Source organism: Stenotrophomonas sp. YJH_SMC_29, from assembly GCF_059371235.1.
This window is the reverse complement of the sequence record NZ_JCAFUK010000010.1, coordinates 40,428-58,025: the sequence shown is the minus strand read 5'-3', so window position 1 is coordinate 58,025 and position 17,598 is coordinate 40,428. Positions and strand designations below refer to the sequence as shown.

The following is a 17,598-nucleotide window of genomic DNA, read 5'->3' as shown; positions in this document are numbered from 1 at the left end:
GGTCGGTATCCAGTAGGGGGGAAGGATTCAGCACAGCCGGGCTCCCGGCGCATCCAGCGGCGACACCCAGGCGTCGCTGTCGAAACCGGCGGCGGCAAATGCAGCCTGCACCGGTGCAGCGGCGGCACGGGCCTGGTCGGCGTCTTCGAACCAGGCAAATACACTGGGGCCGGCACCGGAGATACCTGCGCCCATCGCCTGCGCCGACAGCGCCGCGTCGCGGGCGGCCTCGAAGCCGCCGATCAGGCCAGCGCGGCGCGGCTCCACCAGCACATCGCGCAGCCCCGCGCGGACCAGCCCGGCGTCGCTGCGATGGCAGCCGGCAAGCACCAGCGCCAGGTTCGCGCTCTGTGCCACGAATTCAGCCAGCGCATAGCTGCCCTGCAGGGCCTGGCGCGCAAGCCGGGTTTCCAGCACTGCGTGCGGATGCACCAGCAGGCTGTGCCAGGCGGCCGGCACCGGAATCGGCAGCAGGCGGTCCGCCGTGCACAGCGCCAGCCCGCCCAGCAGCAACGGCCCCACGTTGTCGCCGTGGCGCCCGCCACTGGCCACGGCTTCGCCGTCCAGCGCAAACGGGTACAGCGCCTCGCGTGGCAGCGGCACATCGAGCAGCGCATTGGCGGCCACCAGTGCAGCAACGCACGACGCTGCCGAGCCGCCCATGCCGGAGCCGAACGGAATGCCCTTGTCGATCTCCACCGCGAAACCGAACTCCAGGCCCAGCCCGGCGCGCAACGACATCAACGCTGCGCCGGCGGTGTTCCCGGCCGCATCCAGCGGCAGCGCGACGGCGCTGCCACGGATCGCGTCGATGCGCACCCGCGGCTCATCGAGACGGCGCACGCTTACGGTATCGCCGACACCGGCAAGCGCATGGCCAAGAATGTCGAAGCCCACCGCCACGTTGGCCACCGAGGCAGGCGCGAACGCACGTGCAATCACAGGCGTGCTCCTTCACCGGCGGCCACCCGCAGCAGGTCAGCGAACACGCCCGCCGCCGTGACTTCCGGCCCCGCGCCCGGCCCCTGCACCACCAGCGGATTGTCGCAGTAGCGACGGGTACGGAACTGCACCACGTTGTCGGTCAGCCGCAGGTTGGCGAAGGCGTGGTCGGCCGGCAGTTCCTGCAGGCCCACCGAGGCACCGTCCGCACCGAGCCGCGCCACATAGCGCAGTACCGCGCCGCGCGCCCGCGCCTCCTGCAGGCGCTGCAGCAGGCTGGCGTCGGACTCGCCCAGCCGCGCCATGAAGTCGTCCACGCCGCCGTCGCGCAGCAGCGCCGGCACCAGGCTTTCCACCTGCACCTGCTCCAGGCTGAGCGCGTGGCCGGCCTCGCGGGCAAGGATGACCAGCTTGCGCGCCACGTCCACGCCGGACAGGTCATCGCGCGGGTCCGGCTCGGTGTAGCCCATCGAACGCGCCTGCGCGACCAGCGCGGAGAACGGCTGGCTGCCATCGAAGCGGTTGAACAGCCAGGCCAGCGTGCCGGAGAAGATGCCTTCGATGGCCAGTACCTCGTCGCCGGTATCGACCAGGTCGCGCAGCGTGGTGATCACCGGAAGGCCCGCGCCCACCGTGGCCTCGTAGCGGAACCGCGCACCACTGGCCGCCGCCGCGGCGCGGATGCGCTGATAACGCGGCAGCGGGCCGGCGCCAGCCTGCTTGTTCGGAGTGACCACGTGGATGCCGGCTGCCAGCCAGCCCTCATAGCGCTCAGCCACCTCGGCACTGCCACTGCAGTCGATCACCACCGCATGCGGCAGGTGCGCGGCCAACAGGTGTTCGGTGAAGCGATCCAGATCGCTGGGCTCACCCGCCTGCTGCAGGGCATCGCGCCAGTCCGCATGCAGGCCATCCGCCTCCAGCCGCATGCGCGAACGCGAGGCCAGGGCGCGCAGGCGCAGGTCGACGTTGGCCTTGGCCAGCAGCTGCGGACGGGCGGCCAGCAGCTGGTCCAGCAGCGCGGCGCCGACATTGCCCGGCCCGATCACCCCCACCGCGAAGGTCTGCGGCGACAGCCAGAAACCCGCATGCGCGGCGCGCAGCGCACGGGTGGCATCGGCACTGTCCACGGCCACGGAGATGTTGCGCTCGGACGAGCCCTGCGCGATCGCCAGGATGTTCACCTGCGCACGCCCCAGCGCTTCGAACAGGCGCGCGGCCACGCCCGGCTGGCCGGCCATGCCATCGCCGACCGCCGCCAGCACGCTCACACCGTCACTGACCTGCACGCGCTGCACCTGGCCCACCGACAGCTCGTGGGCGAACGCGTGCAGCAGGGCCTCGCGGCCGCGGCCGGCTTCGGCAGCGCGTACCACGCAGCAGATCGAATGCTCCGACGAACCCTGCGAGATCATCACCACCGATACCTGCGCCTGGCGCAGCGCGGCGAATACGCGCTCGGCGGTACCGGGCACGCCGATCAGGCCGGTGCCCTCCAGGTTCAACAGGGACAGCCCGGGGCTCAGGGTCAGGCCCTTCACCGGCCCACGCGGCGAGCGTTCTGCACTGATGCGCGTTCCCGGGTGCGCCGGCTGGAAGGTGTTGCGGATGAAGATCGGCAGGCCGAGGCGGATGGCCGGCGACATCGTCTGCGGGTGCACCACCTTTGCGCCGAAGTAGGCCAGTTCGCAGGCCTCGTCGTAGCTCAGCGATTCCAGCTGCACGGCTTCGGGCACCAGCCGCGGATCGGCTGACAGCACGCCGTCGACGTCGGTCCAGATGTGCAGTTCATCGGCATTGAACAGCGCGGCGAAGATCGCTCCGGAGTAGTCACTGCCATTGCGGCCCAGGGTGGTGATGCGGTCATCGCGGTCGCGCGCGACGAAGCCGGTGGCCACCAGCCGCGACTGCGGATGCTGCAGGCGCCACCTGGCGAGCCGGTCAGCACTGGCCTCCCAATCGACATCCACGCCGAGTTCGCCATGCCCGACCACCAGCACATCGCGGGCATCGAGCACGGCACAGTCTTCGCCCAGGGCACGCAGGTGGCTGCCGAGCAGCTGTGCGGAAAACACTTCGCCCAGGCCCTGCACGCGGTCGAGCACTTCGCGCGGCAGCTCGCCGATCACCGCCAGCGCCGCCAGCACTTCGGCCAGCTGATCGAAGCGGGCGTCGATCCATTCGACCGTCTCGCCGACCTGCTCGCCCAGCAGCGCCACGGCGGCGCCGCGATGGCGCGCACGCAGGGCATGCCACGCCTCGCGCCAACCTTCGTCGCCCTTGGCCGCCAGCTGCGCCAGATCGATCAGCGCGTCAGTGACGCCCTTCATCGCCGAGACGACAATGACCTGCAACGGTTCGGGGCGGGCCAGCAGCAGGCCGGCAACATGGCGATAACGTTCGGCATCGGCCACCGAGGTGCCGCCGAACTTGTGCACGACAGTGGACGGCGCAGCCAGATCGGCCGGGGCAACGGGATGGGCGGGGGCGTGGGAAGACATGCAGACCTCGGCAGGAGGCCCCGTCGCATGCAGGTGTCGAGTTTCCCCGCCACCTGGATGGTGCGGGGCCGTGGTTTTCGGGAGTTACACGAAGACGACGGGCCGCACCAGGGCAGTGGTGACGGTGGTGGTGGTAATGGTGGTGGTGGCGACCGGCGCAGTCGAACGGCCCGCAGTGGCGGGGGCGATCAGGCTGGCGTGGGCGGCATCAAGGACCATGGCGCACAGAAAACACTGCGCATGGGCCTGCTGTCAAGTGTTGCACCGCAAAAGACCACTGCCGCGATCATCGGCCAACGTGCTTGCATTTGGTTGCAACTGAGACCAAGCGCGCATCAGCACGCTTGTCGACCGGATTCAGCCGGCATGTTCGGCGATCGCCCGCGGCGTGCGGTGGGCATGCGCGCACAGCATCACGCCGGCCACCAGGAACACGATCGCCAGTGCTTCCAGCAGCGACGGCCAACGCTGTTGCCAGGCGAAGGCATACAGCAGCGCGAACAGCGTTTCGAACACGATCATCTGCCCGGTCAGGGTCAATGGCAGCAGGCGGCTGGCACGGTTCCAGAACGCGTTGCCGAGGATCGAGGCCACCACTGCCACGCCGGCGCTGATCGCCCAGAAGCCACCCCACTGCGCCGCCGTGTGGCCGCCAGGGCCGATGAAGGCCATCGGCACCAGCAGCAGCGCCAGGCCACCGGTGGTGACGCCGGTCAGCAGCGACCAGTCATGGCTGGACAGATCCGGCCTGCGCGCCAGCCAGCGGCTGTTGCCGATCGAGTACAGCGCCCACGAGAACAGCGCGCCGAACGCGCACAGCAGTCCGACCACGCGCTGGCGCCACGGCGTGGCCAGATGCTCGGACATCAGCGACTCCCAGCCGACCAGAGCGACCCCCAGAACGCACAGGCCCAGCGCCGGCAGCAGCTGCTTCAGCGGCACGGCGCCCTGCTCGCGCACGCCGACCAGCGTGACCACCACCGGGATCAGGCCAACGATCAGCGATGCCGCAGCGCCACCGGCCCACTGCACGGCCGTGGCCAGCAGCAGGAAGTACACCAGGTTGCCGGCCAGGCTCAGCCACAGCAGGCCGAACCATTCGGCCCGGCCCAGCCGTGGCGCCAGCCGCCTCCAGCGCGGCAGCAGCAGCGCGACGGCAATCAGGCCGTAGACCAGATAACGGCCAGCCGACAGCTGCAGCGCATTGAACGACTGCAGCACGGCAGGAGCCAGAAAGACCACGCCCCACAGCGCGCCGGCGGCAATGCCGTTGGCGATGCCCAGGGCCATCGGGTTGTTGCGCATTCGGATACTTCGGGGGAGAGAACAGGCCACGCAGTGTATGCGTTGCACAGCGGGCGCTCTTGACCGAGGCTACTGCCCTGCCCGGCTGTGCGCGTGCGGAGTCGCCTCGACTCGGGAGCCGGGCATGGGCCCGGCTCCGCAGGTCAGGTGGCGCCCCTTCGCCACGCAGAGGGGGTCTGGCCACATTCGCGGCGCAGCGCACGGGTCAATGCGCTCTGCTCGGAATAGCCTGCGGCCAGTGCGATATCACTGATCGGCGCGGCGCTGGTGCGCAGCTGATGCTTGGCCCAGCGCAACCGGCACGCACTGAGCCATGCCTGCGGACCGAGCCCGAATTCCCGCTGGAACAGCGCATGCAAGCGACTCTCGCTGACACCGACGAAGCCGGCCATGCGCGCCACCGGCCACGCCTGCCCGGGGTCGGCCTGCACCGCCGCGCACAGGCCCTGCATGCGCGCGCCACTACCGGCGGGCGCAAACACCTGCAGCAACTGCGGCAGCAGGGGCGGCAACGGTTGGCCCGCACGCACCTGCGCCAGGCACTGGCGCAACGCCAGCGGCAGGTGCAGCCAGCGCTGGCGGGACAGGTGTTCCTGGGTTGCGTCATCCAGCACGCCGGGTGGGCAGTCGACAATCACGAAACCGTTGGGACCGTCTGCCATCTGGTCGTGCGCTTCGCCCGCTGCAACGAACGCGCCCTGCAGCAGGTCCAAGCGCCCCCCGCGCCCCTCCATCTCGAACTGCAGCTCGCCCTGCAGCGGCAACACCCACTGCGCATAGTCGTGGCGATCCAGGCCGGTGGCCTGGCCGTACTGCCGCAGGTGGAAGATCGCGCCCATGCGCCGAGTGTGCGCGTGCCGGAATATCCCTGCAACGCGGGCGCGCCTCCACACGCGGCTCCCGCGATCGCTGGCGGGTCGTGCCTGACCGGGCGCCGGACTACCCGTCCACGCCCAGGAAGGTGAACGGTGCACTGGGCACGAACTGGCCCAGCGCATTGCCGGAATAGGTGTTGCGCTGGTCCGGGCCGAGATCGAGCTTGAGCACCTTGCCGCCGAAATCCACCTTGTTGAGGTCGACCCAGAACGTGTTCGGGGTCAATGCCGATTCGAAGAAGTACAAGCGCCGCTTGTGGTCGGCCACGGTACGCCAGCGCGTGGAGGAGATGTTCGGCTCGCCCGGCGTGGTAATGCCGTAGGGCACCGATGTATTGCGGATCACGCTGAACACGCTGGCCAGCGCCACCACCGGGTCTTCGGACTTGGGAATGGCGTTGATGTAGAACGAAGCCCGCGCGAAGCGATCGGCCGAGCGGTTGGTGCCGGGCAGCATCACGGTGCCGCCGATCTGCTGCCAGTAGCTGTTGAGCGCCAGCTGCTGTTCGAAGATCGGCGAATTGGTCATCACCTGGTAACGGCGGTCATGGTGGATCACCTGGCGGCCACCGATGTATTCGACGATGGCGCTGTCGCCGGTGGCATCGGACAGCGACAGGTGCAGCGTTGCCTGGCGGTCTTCGCCCGGCACTTTGTCGGTGACGATCGAGTACGGCTCACGCTCCAAAGCCGCCACCGCCTCGCCAACGGTCGCAAAGTTGTCGAGCACGTACTGCGCCCAGAGCGAAATGGCCAGTCCGGGCTTGTTGCCACGCTGCTTCGGATACTCCGATTCGACCAGCCACAGCAGGTTGGCCACCAGGCCCTTTTCGTTCATGCCGTCGGTGGTCGACACGTCGTAGCCGGTGGCCACGACCGAGCCATAGCGCGCCGTCCAGGCCAGCGACTTCGGGCCGGCCTGGCCGGTGCGCGCGATGCCGCGTGGCAGCACATAGAGGTTGGTCGCCACATCGACTTTCCAGTCCATCGAACGCGCGGTGATCACATCGCCGTTGTCGCCCAGGTACACCGCCCGCGTGCAGGCCAGCGCCGGTGCGACCGCGGCAGCCAGTGCGACCGCCAGCATTGCCCTGCCCGTCCACTTCATCCGTACCATGTCGTTGCACTCCTTTCCCCGTGATCGGTGGATCTCACCCCATGCAGGGTGACACAGCAGTGAAGCCTCATCGAAGGAGGCGATCGTGCAGCCAGAAACCTGCCAGCATCGCGGGCACGAACCACAGGGCTTCGTGGGCGCCGACCGCCAGGCCCGCGATGGCCGGCCCCGGGCAATAGCCCGCCCAGCCCCAGCCGATCCCGAACAGCGCCGCGCCCAGCAGCAGCCGCCCATCAATGCCACGGGCAGTGGGCAACTGGAAGCGCTCCGCGCACAGCGGTTGCGCACGGCGCAGCACCGCGCGCTGCCCGACCGCACTGACCAGCACCGCCGACGCCAACACCCAGGCCAGAGTCGGATCGAACTGCCCGGCCACATCGAGGAAACCGAGAATGCGGCGTGGATCGGTCATCCCGGCCAGCGCCAATCCCGCGCCGAACAGCATCCCTGCGCCACCGGCAGCCCAGGTCGTGCGGCTCACCCGGGGCCTCCACCGTGGCGAATGAGGAACCTGGTCAGCATGGCGCAGGCCATGAACACCAGCACCGCCAGCACCGAGCGCTTCGAGCCCCGCGCCATGCCGCATACGCCGTGCCCACTGGTGCAGCCATTGCCCAGCCGCGTGCCAACGCCCACCAACACACCGGCGCCGACCAGTTGCCAGGCGGGCAGCGCGTCGCGCAGCAGCGCCCGCGGCGCCTCCCCGGGCGGTGCCTGCCACCACAGCACGGCTGCGGCGGCGGCCGCCAGGCCGAGCAGGAACGCCCAGCGCCAGGCGCGTTCCTCCGGTTCCGCACGCAGGCTGCCGGCGGCGATGCCGCTGACGCCCGCCACGCGCCCGGTGGTACCCAGCAACAGCACCGCGGCGGCCCCGATCATCGCCCCACCCACCACAGCGGCCCATGGCAGGTTCATGTCCGGCGTCCGCGCATTGCATCCATCGACTTGCCTTTTTATTTAGCTTTTTCTAAATTAGCGTCTTCTAAACAAAAAGGTCAACCATGCCGCGCACCGCGCTCGACAGTGCCGCGATGGCAAAGCACGCCGCGCAGGCCGCCGCCCTGCTCAAGAGCCTGGCCCATCCGGCCCGGCTGCGTGTGCTGTGCCGCCTGGTTGAGGGGGAAGCGCCGGTGCCCGAACTGCAGGCGCTGACCGGATTGAGCGCATCGGCGCTCTCGCAGCATCTGGCCGTGCTGCGCGAACTGGGCATCGTGGCGACCCGGCGCGAAGCACAGGCCATCCACTACCGCATGATCGAAGGGCCCGCACTGGGCGTGCTGCACGCACTGCACGCCGCATACTGCGGTCGCGGCACCTCGCGCTGACGCTCAGCCCGCGTGCAGCACCGGCTGCACGACGTTGTCCAGCAGGTCCAGCGGCGTCGGCACGGCGCGATCGCCGTGCAGAGTACGGCTGAAGCCCGACCAGTCGCCGGATGAAAGCCGCCGCAACAGCGCCTCGTCCACCGGCAACGCGCGCATCGACCAGTACGGAAACTGGCGCTGGCCCAGGCGGCCACGCGCCAGTTCAATGATGTCGACATGGCTGCCGGCCTGGAGGATGCGCTCGTACACCGACGCAATGCCATCCGGCGGCCCTTCGATGTACTGCAGGAAGTGCCCGCCATCGTGCAGCAGCACCCCGGTCACGCCGGCCATCTTGTTGAAGCGGGCCGCATCGTCAACCACCGCCTGCAGCCGTTCAGCGGAAAGATCCGCCCGCGCCTGGCTGACGTAGGCGATCGCGCGCAATGGCATGGTGCTTCCTTGGCAGTGGATGCAGCCACGGTAGCAGTTGCGGACGAGTCCGTCTCAGATCCACCGCAGGCTTGCTGAAGGATTCAGGTTGCGGCCGCCGCCGTCCCGTCACAGCGCCGCGGCAACATCGCCTCGAACACCACCAGACCGGCGTCGTTGCGCGCGCCGATGCGGCCACCGTGGGCGCGGACGAACTGGTCGACGATGTACAGCCCCAGGCCCAGGCCATTGCTGGGATGGAAACTGGCCTTGAACGGCTCGAACAGGCGTGGCAGCAGCGCGTCATCGATCCGACCTGCGTTGCTGACCCGCAGCAGCACAGTGCGCGGGTCACGACCGTCCACCTCCACCCTCGCCTCGCTGCCATGGGTGAGCGCGTTGCCGACCAGGTTCGCAGCGACCTGGCCCAGCCGATCCAGGTCGCCCTGCAGGCGGGTATCGCCCAGCGTGTCGAGATGGATCCGCGCATGGCCGTGCGCACTGCCGGCCTCGGCCACCACCGCACGGGTCACCTCGGCAAGGTCGCAGGCACTGGCCTGCAGGCGCAGGCCTCCGCTGCGGATCCGCGAAAAGTCCAGCAGCTGCTCGACCATCCGCGCCATGCGCAGCGTGCTGGCCTCCAGGTGTTTCAGGGTCTGCTGCGCGCCGCTGTTGTCCTGCGGAAGCTCCAGCGACAGCTTGTCGGCGCACAGCAGGATCGCCGACAGCGGCGTGCGCAGATCGTGGGTGAGCACGGCCGCCATCGTCTCGTTGAGCTTGAGCGAGCGTTCCAGCGCCTCGTTGCGCGCCTTCAGCAGCTGGCGCTGCTGGTAGAGCTCGATGAAGACGTTGACCTTGCTCAGGATCACCCGCGGTGCCACCGGCTTGTGCAGGAAGTCGACCGCGCCGGTTTCGTAGCCCTTGAACGCACGCACCGGGTCATCCGGCGAGGCCGTCAGGAAGATGATCGGCACATCGCGGCTGCGGTGCGAGCCGCGCATCAGTTCGGCCAGGGTGAAGCCGTCGATCTCCGGCATGTGCACGTCCAGCAACGCCAGCGCCACCTCATGTTCCAGCAGCAACTCCAGCGCCTGCGCGCCCGAGCCGGCCAGCAGCAGGTTCACGCCCTCGCGCTGCAGCAGCGCCTGCATGGCCACCAGGTTCTGCGGCACGTCATCGACGATCAGCAGGTTGACCGGGGTCTGCGACTGCGCAGGGTCCGGTGGCAGCAGGTTCATGCAAACAACTCCTTCAGGCGACGGCACATCAGATCAAGGGGCAGCACGGCGTCGGCGCCGGCATGCTGCAGGGCGGCGGCCGGCATCATCGATGCCTCGGCCTCCTGGGGACATTGCAGCCAGGCGCGGCCACCGGCAGCGCGCACCGCGGCGACGCCTTCACTGCCGTCGCTGCTGGCGCCGGTGAGCAGCAGGGCCAGCACCTGGTCGCCGAACACGGCCGCTGCCGATTCGAACAGCGGGTCGATGGCCGGGCGCGAGAACAGCACCGGCGCATCGACCGACAGCGCCAGCGAGCGGGCATCTTCCACCAGCAGGTGGTAATCCGGCGGCGCAAAGGTGACCGTGCCGCGCTGCAGCGGCTGCTTGTCCTCGGCCTCGCGCACCGGCAGCGCGCAGTAGGGCGCCAGCACGTCGGCGATGCGGCTGCTGCGGTCGCGTGGCAGGTGCAGCACCGCCAGCACCGGCGCCGGCAGTGCCGCGGGCAACGCACCGAGCACGACCTGCAGGGCCGCGACGCCCCCGGCCGAAGCGCCGATCACCAGCACGGCCGGGCGTGTCGGCGTGGCCATCAGGCCACCTTCCGGTACAGGCGATGCTCGCGCGAACAGACCTCAAACGCATCATGGTGGCAGCCGAACTGCAGCGACTCCTTGCTGCCGAGGCCGAGGAAGCCGCGGTGCACCAGCGCTTCGCGGAACAGGCCCACCGCACGGTCCTGCAGGTCGCGGTTGAAATAGATCAGCACGTTGCGGCACGACACCAGGTGCACTTCGGAGAACACGGTGTCGGTGGCCAGACTGTGGTCGGCAAACACCACGTTGCGGCGCAGCTGTCGATCCAGCACGGCACCATCGTAGGCCGTGGCGTAATAGTCCGACAGCGACGCGGTGCCGCCCGCCGCCAGGTAGTTGCGGCTGAATTGGGCCATCCGGTCGATGCCATAAGCCCCGGCTTCCGCCGTGGCCAGCGCCGCCGGATTGATGTCGGTGGCGTAGACGATGCTGCGCTCGAGCAGGCCTTCCTCGTGCAGCAGGATCGCCAGCGACCAGACTTCTTCGCCCGTGCTGCAACCGGCTACCCACAGCTTCACCGACGGATAGGTGCGCAGCACCGGCACCACCTGTTCGCGCAGCTCACGGAAATAGGCCGGGTCACGGAACATCTCCGACACCTGCACGGTGAAGAACTGCATCGCCTGCGCGAACAGGTCCGGCTCGTGCAGCAGGCGATGCTGCAGGTCAACCAGCCGCTCGCACTCATAGCGCTGCATGGCCTGGCGGATGCGCCGGCGCAGCGACGACACCGCATAACTGCGGAAATCGTAGTGGTAGCGCTGGTACAACGCTTCCAGCAGGACCTTCAGTTCCAGGTCGAACAGGGCCTGCTCGTTCATTGCCGCGAGCACCAGACCCGGCACAGCGACACCAGCTTGTCGACGTCGATCGGCTTGGCGATGTAGTCGTTGGCACCGGCCTGCAGGCAGCGCTCACGGTCGTCCGGCATGGCCTTGGCGGTCAGCGCGATGATCGGCAGGTCCTGCAGGTGGCGCTGCGCGCGGATCTCGCGCATTGCCGCCAGACCGTCCTTCTCCGGCATCATGATGTCCATCAGCACCAGGTCGACCTCGCGCTCGGCCAGCCGATCCACCGCCTCCTGGCCATTGCGCGCGATCTCCAGCGTGACACCGAGCGGTTCGAGCACGCTGGACAGGGCGAAGATGTTGCGCACGTCGTCCTCGGCCAGCAGCACCGTGCGGCCGTCGAGCACGGTGTCGCGGCGGCGCGCCTCGCGCAGCAGGCGCTGCTGGTCGGTTGGCAGGCTGGCCTCCACGCTGTGCAGGAACAGGGTCACTTCATCCAGCAGGCGTTCGGGCGAGCGCGCACCCTTGATGATGATGCTCTTGGAATAGCGGCGCAGGCGCTGCTCTTCCTCGCGGCTGAGCGCGCGACCGGTGTAGACGATCACCGGCGGGAAACCGACGTCATCGTTGCCGGCCATGTGTTCGAGCAGGTCGTAACCGCTGCCGTCGGGCAGCGACAGGTCCATCACCATGCAGTCGAACGTGACCGTGCTGAGCTGTTCCAGCGCACCGGCCAGGGTGCCCACCGCGACGATCTGCAGCTGGTCGCGGCCCAGCAGCAGTTCCAGGTTGCGGCGCAGCTCGCTGTCGTCCTCGACGATCAGCAGGCGCCGCACGTCGCGCTGGCTGGTCTGTTCCAGCTGCTCGATGGCCGTCACCAGCCGCTCGCGCGTGGTCGGCTTGATCGCAAAACCGATCGCGCCCAGCTCGCGCGCCACCTGGCTGCGGTCCGTTGCCGAGACCACATGCACCGGGATGTGCCGGGTGTCAGGGTTGCGCTTCAGGCGCTCCAGCACGCTCAGGCCCGACACGTCCGGCAGGCCGATATCGAGCAGGATGCCGTTCGGACGCAGTTCGCTGGCCAGCGCCAGCGCCTCTTCCGCCGTGCCCGCCACCACGCAGTCGAAGTCCAGTTCATGGGCCAGGGCCACCAGTGCTTCGGCGAACGTGGCATCGTCCTCGACCGCCAGGATCAGGCGCCCGGCGCGCTGGCGGCGGCCGCGGTCATCGGCCACGCCGGCGGACGCGGTGACCGGCGCTGCCGCAGTGGCAGCGCGCACGGGTGCCGCCGGCAGCACGGCCGGTGTCCGTGCCGGCGCCGGCACTGCCACGGGGGCCTCGGCAGCCTCGGCTGCGCTCGCCGCCGGGGCGCCCTGCAAGGGCAGCTCCAGGATGAAGCAGCTGCCGCGCCCGGGCTCGCTGTCGACCTGGATGTAGCCACCCATGCGCTCGGCCAGATCGCGCGAGATCGACAGGCCCAGGCCGGTACCGCCGTAGCGACGGCGGGTGCTGCCATCGGCCTGGCGGAAGGCTTCAAAGATGACGTCCAGCTGCTCGCGGGCGATGCCGATGCCGGTGTCGCAGACCTCGAACCGGATGCGGCCGTTGCCGGCCGCACGCACGTGCAGGCTGACCTTTCCGTGCTCGGTGAACTTCACCGCGTTGGCCAGCAGGTTCTTCAGGATCTGCTGCAGCCGCTGGCTGTCGACCACCAGCTGGCTCGGTGCCAGCGCATCGGCTTCGATCTGCAGGGCCAGGCCCTTCTGCCGCGCCATCGGCTCGAAGGTCTCGCGCAGGCGCTGCAGCGCGCTGTCGACCACCACCACTTCATCGGACAGTTCGACATGGCCGGCCTCGATGCGCGACAGGTCGAGGATGTCGTTGATCAGTGCCAGCAGGTCGTTGTTGGACGAGAGGATCGCACGGGCGTACTTCACCTGTTCCTCGGTGAGCGTGCCGTCCTTGTTGTCGGCCAGCAGCTTGGCCAGGATCAGCGAGCTGTTCAGCGGCGTGCGCAGCTCGTGCGACATGTTGGCCAGGAACTCGGACTTGTAACGTGACGTCGCGGCCAGTTCGTTGCTGTTGCGCACCAGCTGGCTCTGCGCGACCAGCAGTGCCTGCTTCTGCGCCTCCAGCTCGTGGGTGCGCTCTTCCAGCTGCACGTTGCTCTGTTCCAGCTCGGCCTGCTGTTCTTCCAGGTGGCTCTGCGACTGCAGCAGGCTGCGGCTCTGCTCTTCCAGTTCCTCGTTGGCCACGCGCAGCTCTTCCTGCTGGGCCTGCAGCTCCTCGCCCTGGCGCTGCGACTCTTCCAGCAGTACCACCAGCTGCGCACGCAGCAGCGATGCGCGCAGCGCCATGCCGATGGTCTCGGCACAGCGCTCCAGCAGCTCGCGATCCAGCTCACGCAGCTCGCCGACCCGGGCGCGACCCAGTTCGATGATGCCGACCACCGCGCCATCGCTGCTGAGCGGCGCCAGGATGCGCTCGCGCACCGGCAGCCGGCCCAGGCTGGTCTGCAGTTCAAGCACGGCGGCATCGTCACCGTGCAGGTGGCGGATGCGTTCATCACGCGCGACCTGCCCGGCCAGCCCCTCGTGCAGGGCCAGCGAGGCCGGCGCCCCCGAAGGCAGCGCCATGCCCCCGGTCAGCTGCAGCCGCCCGCCCTCCAGGCGGTAGACCGCAGCGACCTCTGCGCCCAGCTGCCCGGCCACGCTCGTTGCTGCGGCCTCGGCGATCTGCTCCGGCCCGAGGTCACCGCGAAGGCTGATCGCCACCGCGTTCTCGGCCTCCTGCAACCAGAGCGCGCGCATGGCCTGGCGGCGCGCCTGGATCGCGCGCGAGACGATCAGCGCGATCATCATGAAGGCGAAACCGCCAATGGTCCGGTTGACGAACGAAAACGCCGAGTTGGAACTGGCGGGCGCGACGTTGAAACCAATGACCAGCAGGATGCAGGACAGCACGGCCACCACGAATGGCGCCCGCGCGCTGCGCTGGAACACCGTGACGCCAACGGCCAGGAAGTAGGCCAGCCAGACGGCATAGCCCAGCGGTACGACCAGTTCCAGCGAAATGGTCGCGGCCAGCAGCACAGCGGACGTCATCCAGATCCAGCGGTCACGCGTAGTCGCACCAGGACGCATGCAGGTCGGTTCCAGAAGGCAAAGGGTGGAAGATGGTACTCCGTGTCGCATTCAGCCGCACAGGACAAATGGCACGTGTCAGGTGTGCACGCATCCTTCACACTTGAATGCCTAGCTTCACGTGCCTCACAGGGGTAACACTTATTTTCACGTGGACGCAGCTGCCTCTACGACGTCCGTGCTGACGGATCCTTCCCGACAACTGCGGTTGCTGATCGACAGCGTGCGCGACCATGCGCTGTACCTGCTTGATCCGGAAGGCATTGTCTGCAGCTGGAATCCCGGCGCCGAGCGCATCAAGGGCTATTCCGCCGATGAAGTGATCGGCACGCACTTTGGCCGTTTCTACCTGCCTGCCGACCGTGAGGCCGGCGAACCACTGCGCCTGCTCCGCCTCGCGGCGCAGCATGGCCATGTGGCCAGCGAAGGCTGGCGGGTACGCCGGGACGGTTCGTCGTTCCGCGCCAGCGTGGTCATCGAGCCGGTCATGGAAGCCGGCGAACTCCTTGGCTTCGTCAAGATCACCCGCGACATCACCGAACAGTGGCAGGCGCAGCGACTGCTGCGCGATGCCCAGCGGGCGCTGCGCAACACCCAGCAGTTCGAGACCGTCGGCCGCCTCAGCCGCGGCCTGTCGCACGAGTTCAACAACCTGCTGACCACCATCGGCAATGCGCTGGACCTGCTTTCCCTTCGCGTGAGCGGCGATGATGCGCGCACGGCCGAGCTGCTGGATGCCGCGCAGGCCGCCACCGACCGCGGCGCGCTGCTCACCCGGCAGCTCCTGGCATTCAGCACCGGCCAGACCCTGATCCGCGAACCGGTGGACATCAACACTCTGCTGCAGCGCTGGCTGCCGGACCTGCAACGAACCTGCCCGGCGCATGTGACGCTGGAAGCCGAGCTGGCGCCCGGGCTGCCGCAGGTCAGCACTGACGCGATGCAGCTGCAGACCGCGCTGGCCAACCTGGTCGCCAATGCGGCCGAGGCCACGCTGGAGGGCGGCCGCATCCTGATCGGCACGACCCTCCAGCATCGCCTCGACCCGGATGCGGACACGGCCCTGCAACGCGGCTATGTCACGCTCAGTGTCTGCGACGAAGGCCACGGCATGGCCGCCGACATCGCCGAGCGCGCGACCGAACCCTTCTTCACCACCAAGGACATCGGCAAGGGCAGCGGCCTGGGCCTGAGCCAGGTGTTCGGATTTACCACCCAGAGCGGCGGCTTCGTCGATGTGTCCACCACGCCCGGTGTCGGCACCACGGTCAGCCTGCTGCTACCCGCAATTGAGGACCCCGCCCATGACCGATGAACCGATCCGCGTGTTGATGGTGGAGGACCAGAACGATCTGCGTGAGATGATCGGCCTGGCCCTGCGCGATTTCGGCATCGAGGTGTCCACCACTGCCGATGGGCATGAAGCGGCCGCGTTGCTGAAGAGCGACGCACGCTTTGACGTGGTGTTCAGTGACGTCAGCATGCCCAATGGCATGTCCGGCATCGAACTCAGCGAGCACGTCGCCCGCGACCAGCCGCAGGCACGCATGATCCTGTCCTCCGGCTACGCGCGTTCGCAGCTGCCGCCGCTTCCGGAGCAGGTGGAGTTCCTGCCCAAGCCCTACCGCCTGCGCCAGCTGGTTGAACTGCTCAAGCAGGACTGAAGGCGTACCGGCCTGCGTGGCCATGCTCAGCGCCGGGCCCGCTGCATGAACAGCAGCGCCGGCGTGGATGCAGCGTCCACCGGCTCGAAGCCGAGGGAGCGGTACAACGCAACTGCGGCGGCATTGTCCCGATAGACCCGCAAGGTCAGCCGTTCAACGGCAGCAGCCTGGAACGCCTGCGCGATCAGCGCCTGCACCAACCCACGCCCGAGACCGCGGCCCCGCGCCTGCGGCGCAACCAGCAGGCGGCCCAGATGGACGGTGCCCGGCTGCGTGGACCAGGCCTGGCCGAAACCCACGCGCTGGTCGCTTGCGTCCGGCAGCAGCCACCCCGGGCGTTCGCGCAGCTGCAATACGTGCTCGAACCGATCGGGTGGCAGTGGATAGGGCACGCCCGGCCCGGCCCAGCGCAGCGTGGCTGCGGCCGAATCCAGCCACCCGGCGATGCTCGCGTAGTCCTGGGGTTGCACGGGCTGCAGGCGGTGGTCCATGGCGGCCGGATCGCGGGGCGAGACGCCAGCATATCCGAGTGGCCTCGCGGGCAGCGCGCGGACGTGGCGCCGCAAACAGGGTGACCCCGGCCCGATTCGAACGGGCGACCTTCCCCGTAGGAGTGGGGCTTTCCCTGCACGTTAGGCCAACGACTTGCAAGATTGCTGGGACCGGCTTGGATCCACCTTCGCTCAAACACCCCACCGTAGCTGCTGCAGCCCTGCCCTCACCCACGCCTGGGTGCGGGCGTCCCTCGCTCGGGGCTTCCTCTCTGCCGGCGGCTTGGGCGGCTCTAGCGCCGCCTTGATCTGCTCGATCCCCTTAGCCCCCGCCTCGGCCAGACGCCGGGCCTGCTGCTGCTCGCGCGTTGGTGGCAGGCCCGGTAGTGGCGGCGGATTCCGCTGGGGATAACATTGGCCCATCGGTCAGCGTAAGGAACCCATGATGCGTTCAATCGTTCTGGCAGTTGTGGTGTCTTCCCTGAGTTCTCCGGCTTTTGCCCAATCAGCCAGACCCCAGACTCCACCTGTATCCAATGCCGAGGCGTATAAGTGGATTCACATCAGCGGCGGCGTTACAGAGGCGACGAGCCGCGGCGTGACGATTCCCCTTTGGGACTCCGAATCCAAAGACGGCGAGTCACTCGACAGCTTTGTTACCCGTACAGGTCGTGACGCACTGCGCGTACTGGAATCATCCCCGGCTACGATCTGCGGTCAGCTGGAAGAGACACCAGGCAAGTACAAGATCTTACTGAAAGCCACGAGCAAGGCGGCAGACTGTAGCGCCCAAGGCTCGCGCCTTCCCTACATGCATATCAGACGCACAGAAGCCGGTGTAAAGAGCGTTGGTCCGTCCCCGAGCGAGCTTCGCGGACCGGTGTATGTAGTCGACCTGTCTGGCATCAAGTTCGAAGACGGCAGGAAGACTCGACCGGTCGTAGATTTCGGCAAGAAGTAGGCTGTGTTGCTGCGCAACCCTTGCCGCATGCCTGCGAACATCAGCTCTCCACTACACGACTGTCGGCTAATAACAATGCCTGCGCCGCTAATCGGCCACCAGCGCTTGATTCATCTCAGTGCCAGAGCACCGCACCAAGCCCTTCGTAATCTAACGGTAGCTCCGCCCTCTCCGGCCAGGCGAACGTCTCCGGTTGCGGCAACAGCGCGCGCAGCTAGGCCGGAGTTCCGTTGCGAAGGGTGCAGATTCTGACCGGGGACGC

17 protein-coding genes are annotated in these 17,598 nt (G+C 68.3%); 4 read left to right on the top strand and 13 right to left on the bottom strand.

What is annotated here, in order from left to right:
- Nucleotides 1-27: 27 nt before the first annotated feature.
- The 7 genes from AC5P9I_RS12525 to AC5P9I_RS12495 form a co-directional block, all read right to left on the bottom strand.
- Nucleotides 28-942 carry a homoserine kinase gene (locus AC5P9I_RS12525; protein WP_049471309.1) on the bottom strand — a complete coding sequence of 305 codons (915 nt, stop codon included), beginning with the start codon at nt 940-942 and terminating at the stop codon, nt 28-30.
- Nucleotides 939-3,443 carry a bifunctional aspartate kinase/homoserine dehydrogenase I gene (thrA, locus tag AC5P9I_RS12520; RefSeq protein ID WP_130768155.1) on the bottom strand — a complete coding sequence of 835 codons (2,505 nt, stop codon included), beginning with the start codon at nt 3,441-3,443 and terminating at the stop codon, nt 939-941. The genes AC5P9I_RS12525 and thrA overlap by 4 nt, the downstream gene beginning before the upstream one ends.
- Before the next feature lie 357 nt (nt 3,444-3,800).
- Nucleotides 3,801-4,748: a DMT family transporter gene (locus AC5P9I_RS12515; RefSeq protein ID WP_057494500.1), complete on the bottom strand. Its 948-nt coding sequence runs from the start codon at nt 4,746-4,748 to the stop codon at nt 3,801-3,803.
- Between the two features lie 143 nt (nt 4,749-4,891).
- Entirely contained in the window at nt 4,892-5,587 is a 696-nt protein-coding gene (locus AC5P9I_RS12510) for a helix-turn-helix transcriptional regulator (RefSeq protein ID WP_130768156.1), read from the bottom strand.
- Nucleotides 5,588-5,687: 100 nt separating this feature from the next.
- On the bottom strand, nt 5,688-6,740 hold the full coding sequence (locus tag AC5P9I_RS12505; RefSeq protein ID WP_064238347.1) for a linear amide C-N hydrolase: 1,053 nt from the start codon (nt 6,738-6,740) through the stop codon (nt 5,688-5,690).
- Between the two features lie 67 nt (nt 6,741-6,807).
- On the bottom strand, nt 6,808-7,221 hold the full coding sequence (locus AC5P9I_RS12500) for a DUF6691 family protein (RefSeq protein WP_103282998.1): 414 nt from the start codon (nt 7,219-7,221) through the stop codon (nt 6,808-6,810).
- A complete protein-coding gene (locus AC5P9I_RS12495; protein WP_187756591.1) occupies nt 7,218-7,655 on the bottom strand; it encodes a YeeE/YedE family protein in 438 nt (145 codons plus the stop codon). Before AC5P9I_RS12495 ends, AC5P9I_RS12500 begins: the two co-directional genes overlap by 4 nt.
- A gap of 86 nt (nt 7,656-7,741) precedes the next feature.
- Here AC5P9I_RS12495 and AC5P9I_RS12490 point away from each other — a divergent pair, with 86 nt between their 5' ends.
- On the top strand, nt 7,742-8,065 hold the full coding sequence (locus tag AC5P9I_RS12490) for an ArsR/SmtB family transcription factor (RefSeq protein ID WP_049471298.1): 324 nt from the start codon (nt 7,742-7,744) through the stop codon (nt 8,063-8,065).
- A 3-nt stretch (nt 8,066-8,068) separates the two neighbouring features.
- On the opposite strand, the gene AC5P9I_RS12485 is transcribed toward AC5P9I_RS12490, so the two are convergent.
- From AC5P9I_RS12485 to AC5P9I_RS12465, 5 genes are all read right to left on the bottom strand, one after another.
- Nucleotides 8,069-8,497, bottom strand: a complete 429-nt coding sequence (locus AC5P9I_RS12485) for a BLUF domain-containing protein (RefSeq protein WP_053462792.1) — start codon at nt 8,495-8,497, stop codon at nt 8,069-8,071.
- Nucleotides 8,498-8,580: 83 nt separating this feature from the next.
- Nucleotides 8,581-9,714 (bottom strand): hybrid sensor histidine kinase/response regulator, encoded by a 1,134-nt coding sequence (locus tag AC5P9I_RS12480; protein ID WP_049471295.1) that lies wholly within the window; start codon nt 9,712-9,714, stop codon nt 8,581-8,583.
- A complete protein-coding gene (locus AC5P9I_RS12475; RefSeq protein WP_049471294.1) occupies nt 9,711-10,286 on the bottom strand; it encodes a chemotaxis protein CheB in 576 nt (191 codons plus the stop codon). Before AC5P9I_RS12475 ends, AC5P9I_RS12480 begins: the two co-directional genes overlap by 4 nt.
- A complete protein-coding gene (locus tag AC5P9I_RS12470) occupies nt 10,286-11,110 on the bottom strand; it encodes a CheR family methyltransferase (RefSeq protein WP_049471292.1) in 825 nt (274 codons plus the stop codon). The genes AC5P9I_RS12475 and AC5P9I_RS12470 overlap by 1 nt, the downstream gene beginning before the upstream one ends.
- A complete protein-coding gene (locus AC5P9I_RS12465; protein ID WP_049471291.1) occupies nt 11,107-14,220 on the bottom strand; it encodes a response regulator in 3,114 nt (1,037 codons plus the stop codon). The genes AC5P9I_RS12470 and AC5P9I_RS12465 overlap by 4 nt, the downstream gene beginning before the upstream one ends.
- Nucleotides 14,221-14,371: 151 nt before the next feature.
- Here AC5P9I_RS12465 and AC5P9I_RS12460 point away from each other — a divergent pair, with 151 nt between their 5' ends.
- Complete coding sequence (locus tag AC5P9I_RS12460; protein WP_407617925.1) at nt 14,372-15,535, top strand: two-component system sensor histidine kinase NtrB; 1,164 nt, start codon at nt 14,372-14,374, stop codon at nt 15,533-15,535.
- Nucleotides 15,525-15,884 (top strand): response regulator, encoded by a 360-nt coding sequence (locus AC5P9I_RS12455; RefSeq protein ID WP_049471288.1) that lies wholly within the window; start codon nt 15,525-15,527, stop codon nt 15,882-15,884. The genes AC5P9I_RS12460 and AC5P9I_RS12455 overlap by 11 nt, the downstream gene beginning before the upstream one ends.
- Before the next feature lie 26 nt (nt 15,885-15,910).
- On the opposite strand, the gene AC5P9I_RS12450 is transcribed toward AC5P9I_RS12455, so the two are convergent.
- Nucleotides 15,911-16,375 (bottom strand): GNAT family N-acetyltransferase, encoded by a 465-nt coding sequence (locus AC5P9I_RS12450; protein WP_088476285.1) that lies wholly within the window; start codon nt 16,373-16,375, stop codon nt 15,911-15,913.
- Between the two features lie 445 nt (nt 16,376-16,820).
- Between AC5P9I_RS12450 and AC5P9I_RS12445 the strand changes: the two genes are divergently transcribed.
- Entirely contained in the window at nt 16,821-17,336 is a 516-nt protein-coding gene (locus AC5P9I_RS12445) for a hypothetical protein (RefSeq protein WP_130768159.1), read from the top strand.
- Nucleotides 17,337-17,598 lie beyond the last annotated feature (262 nt).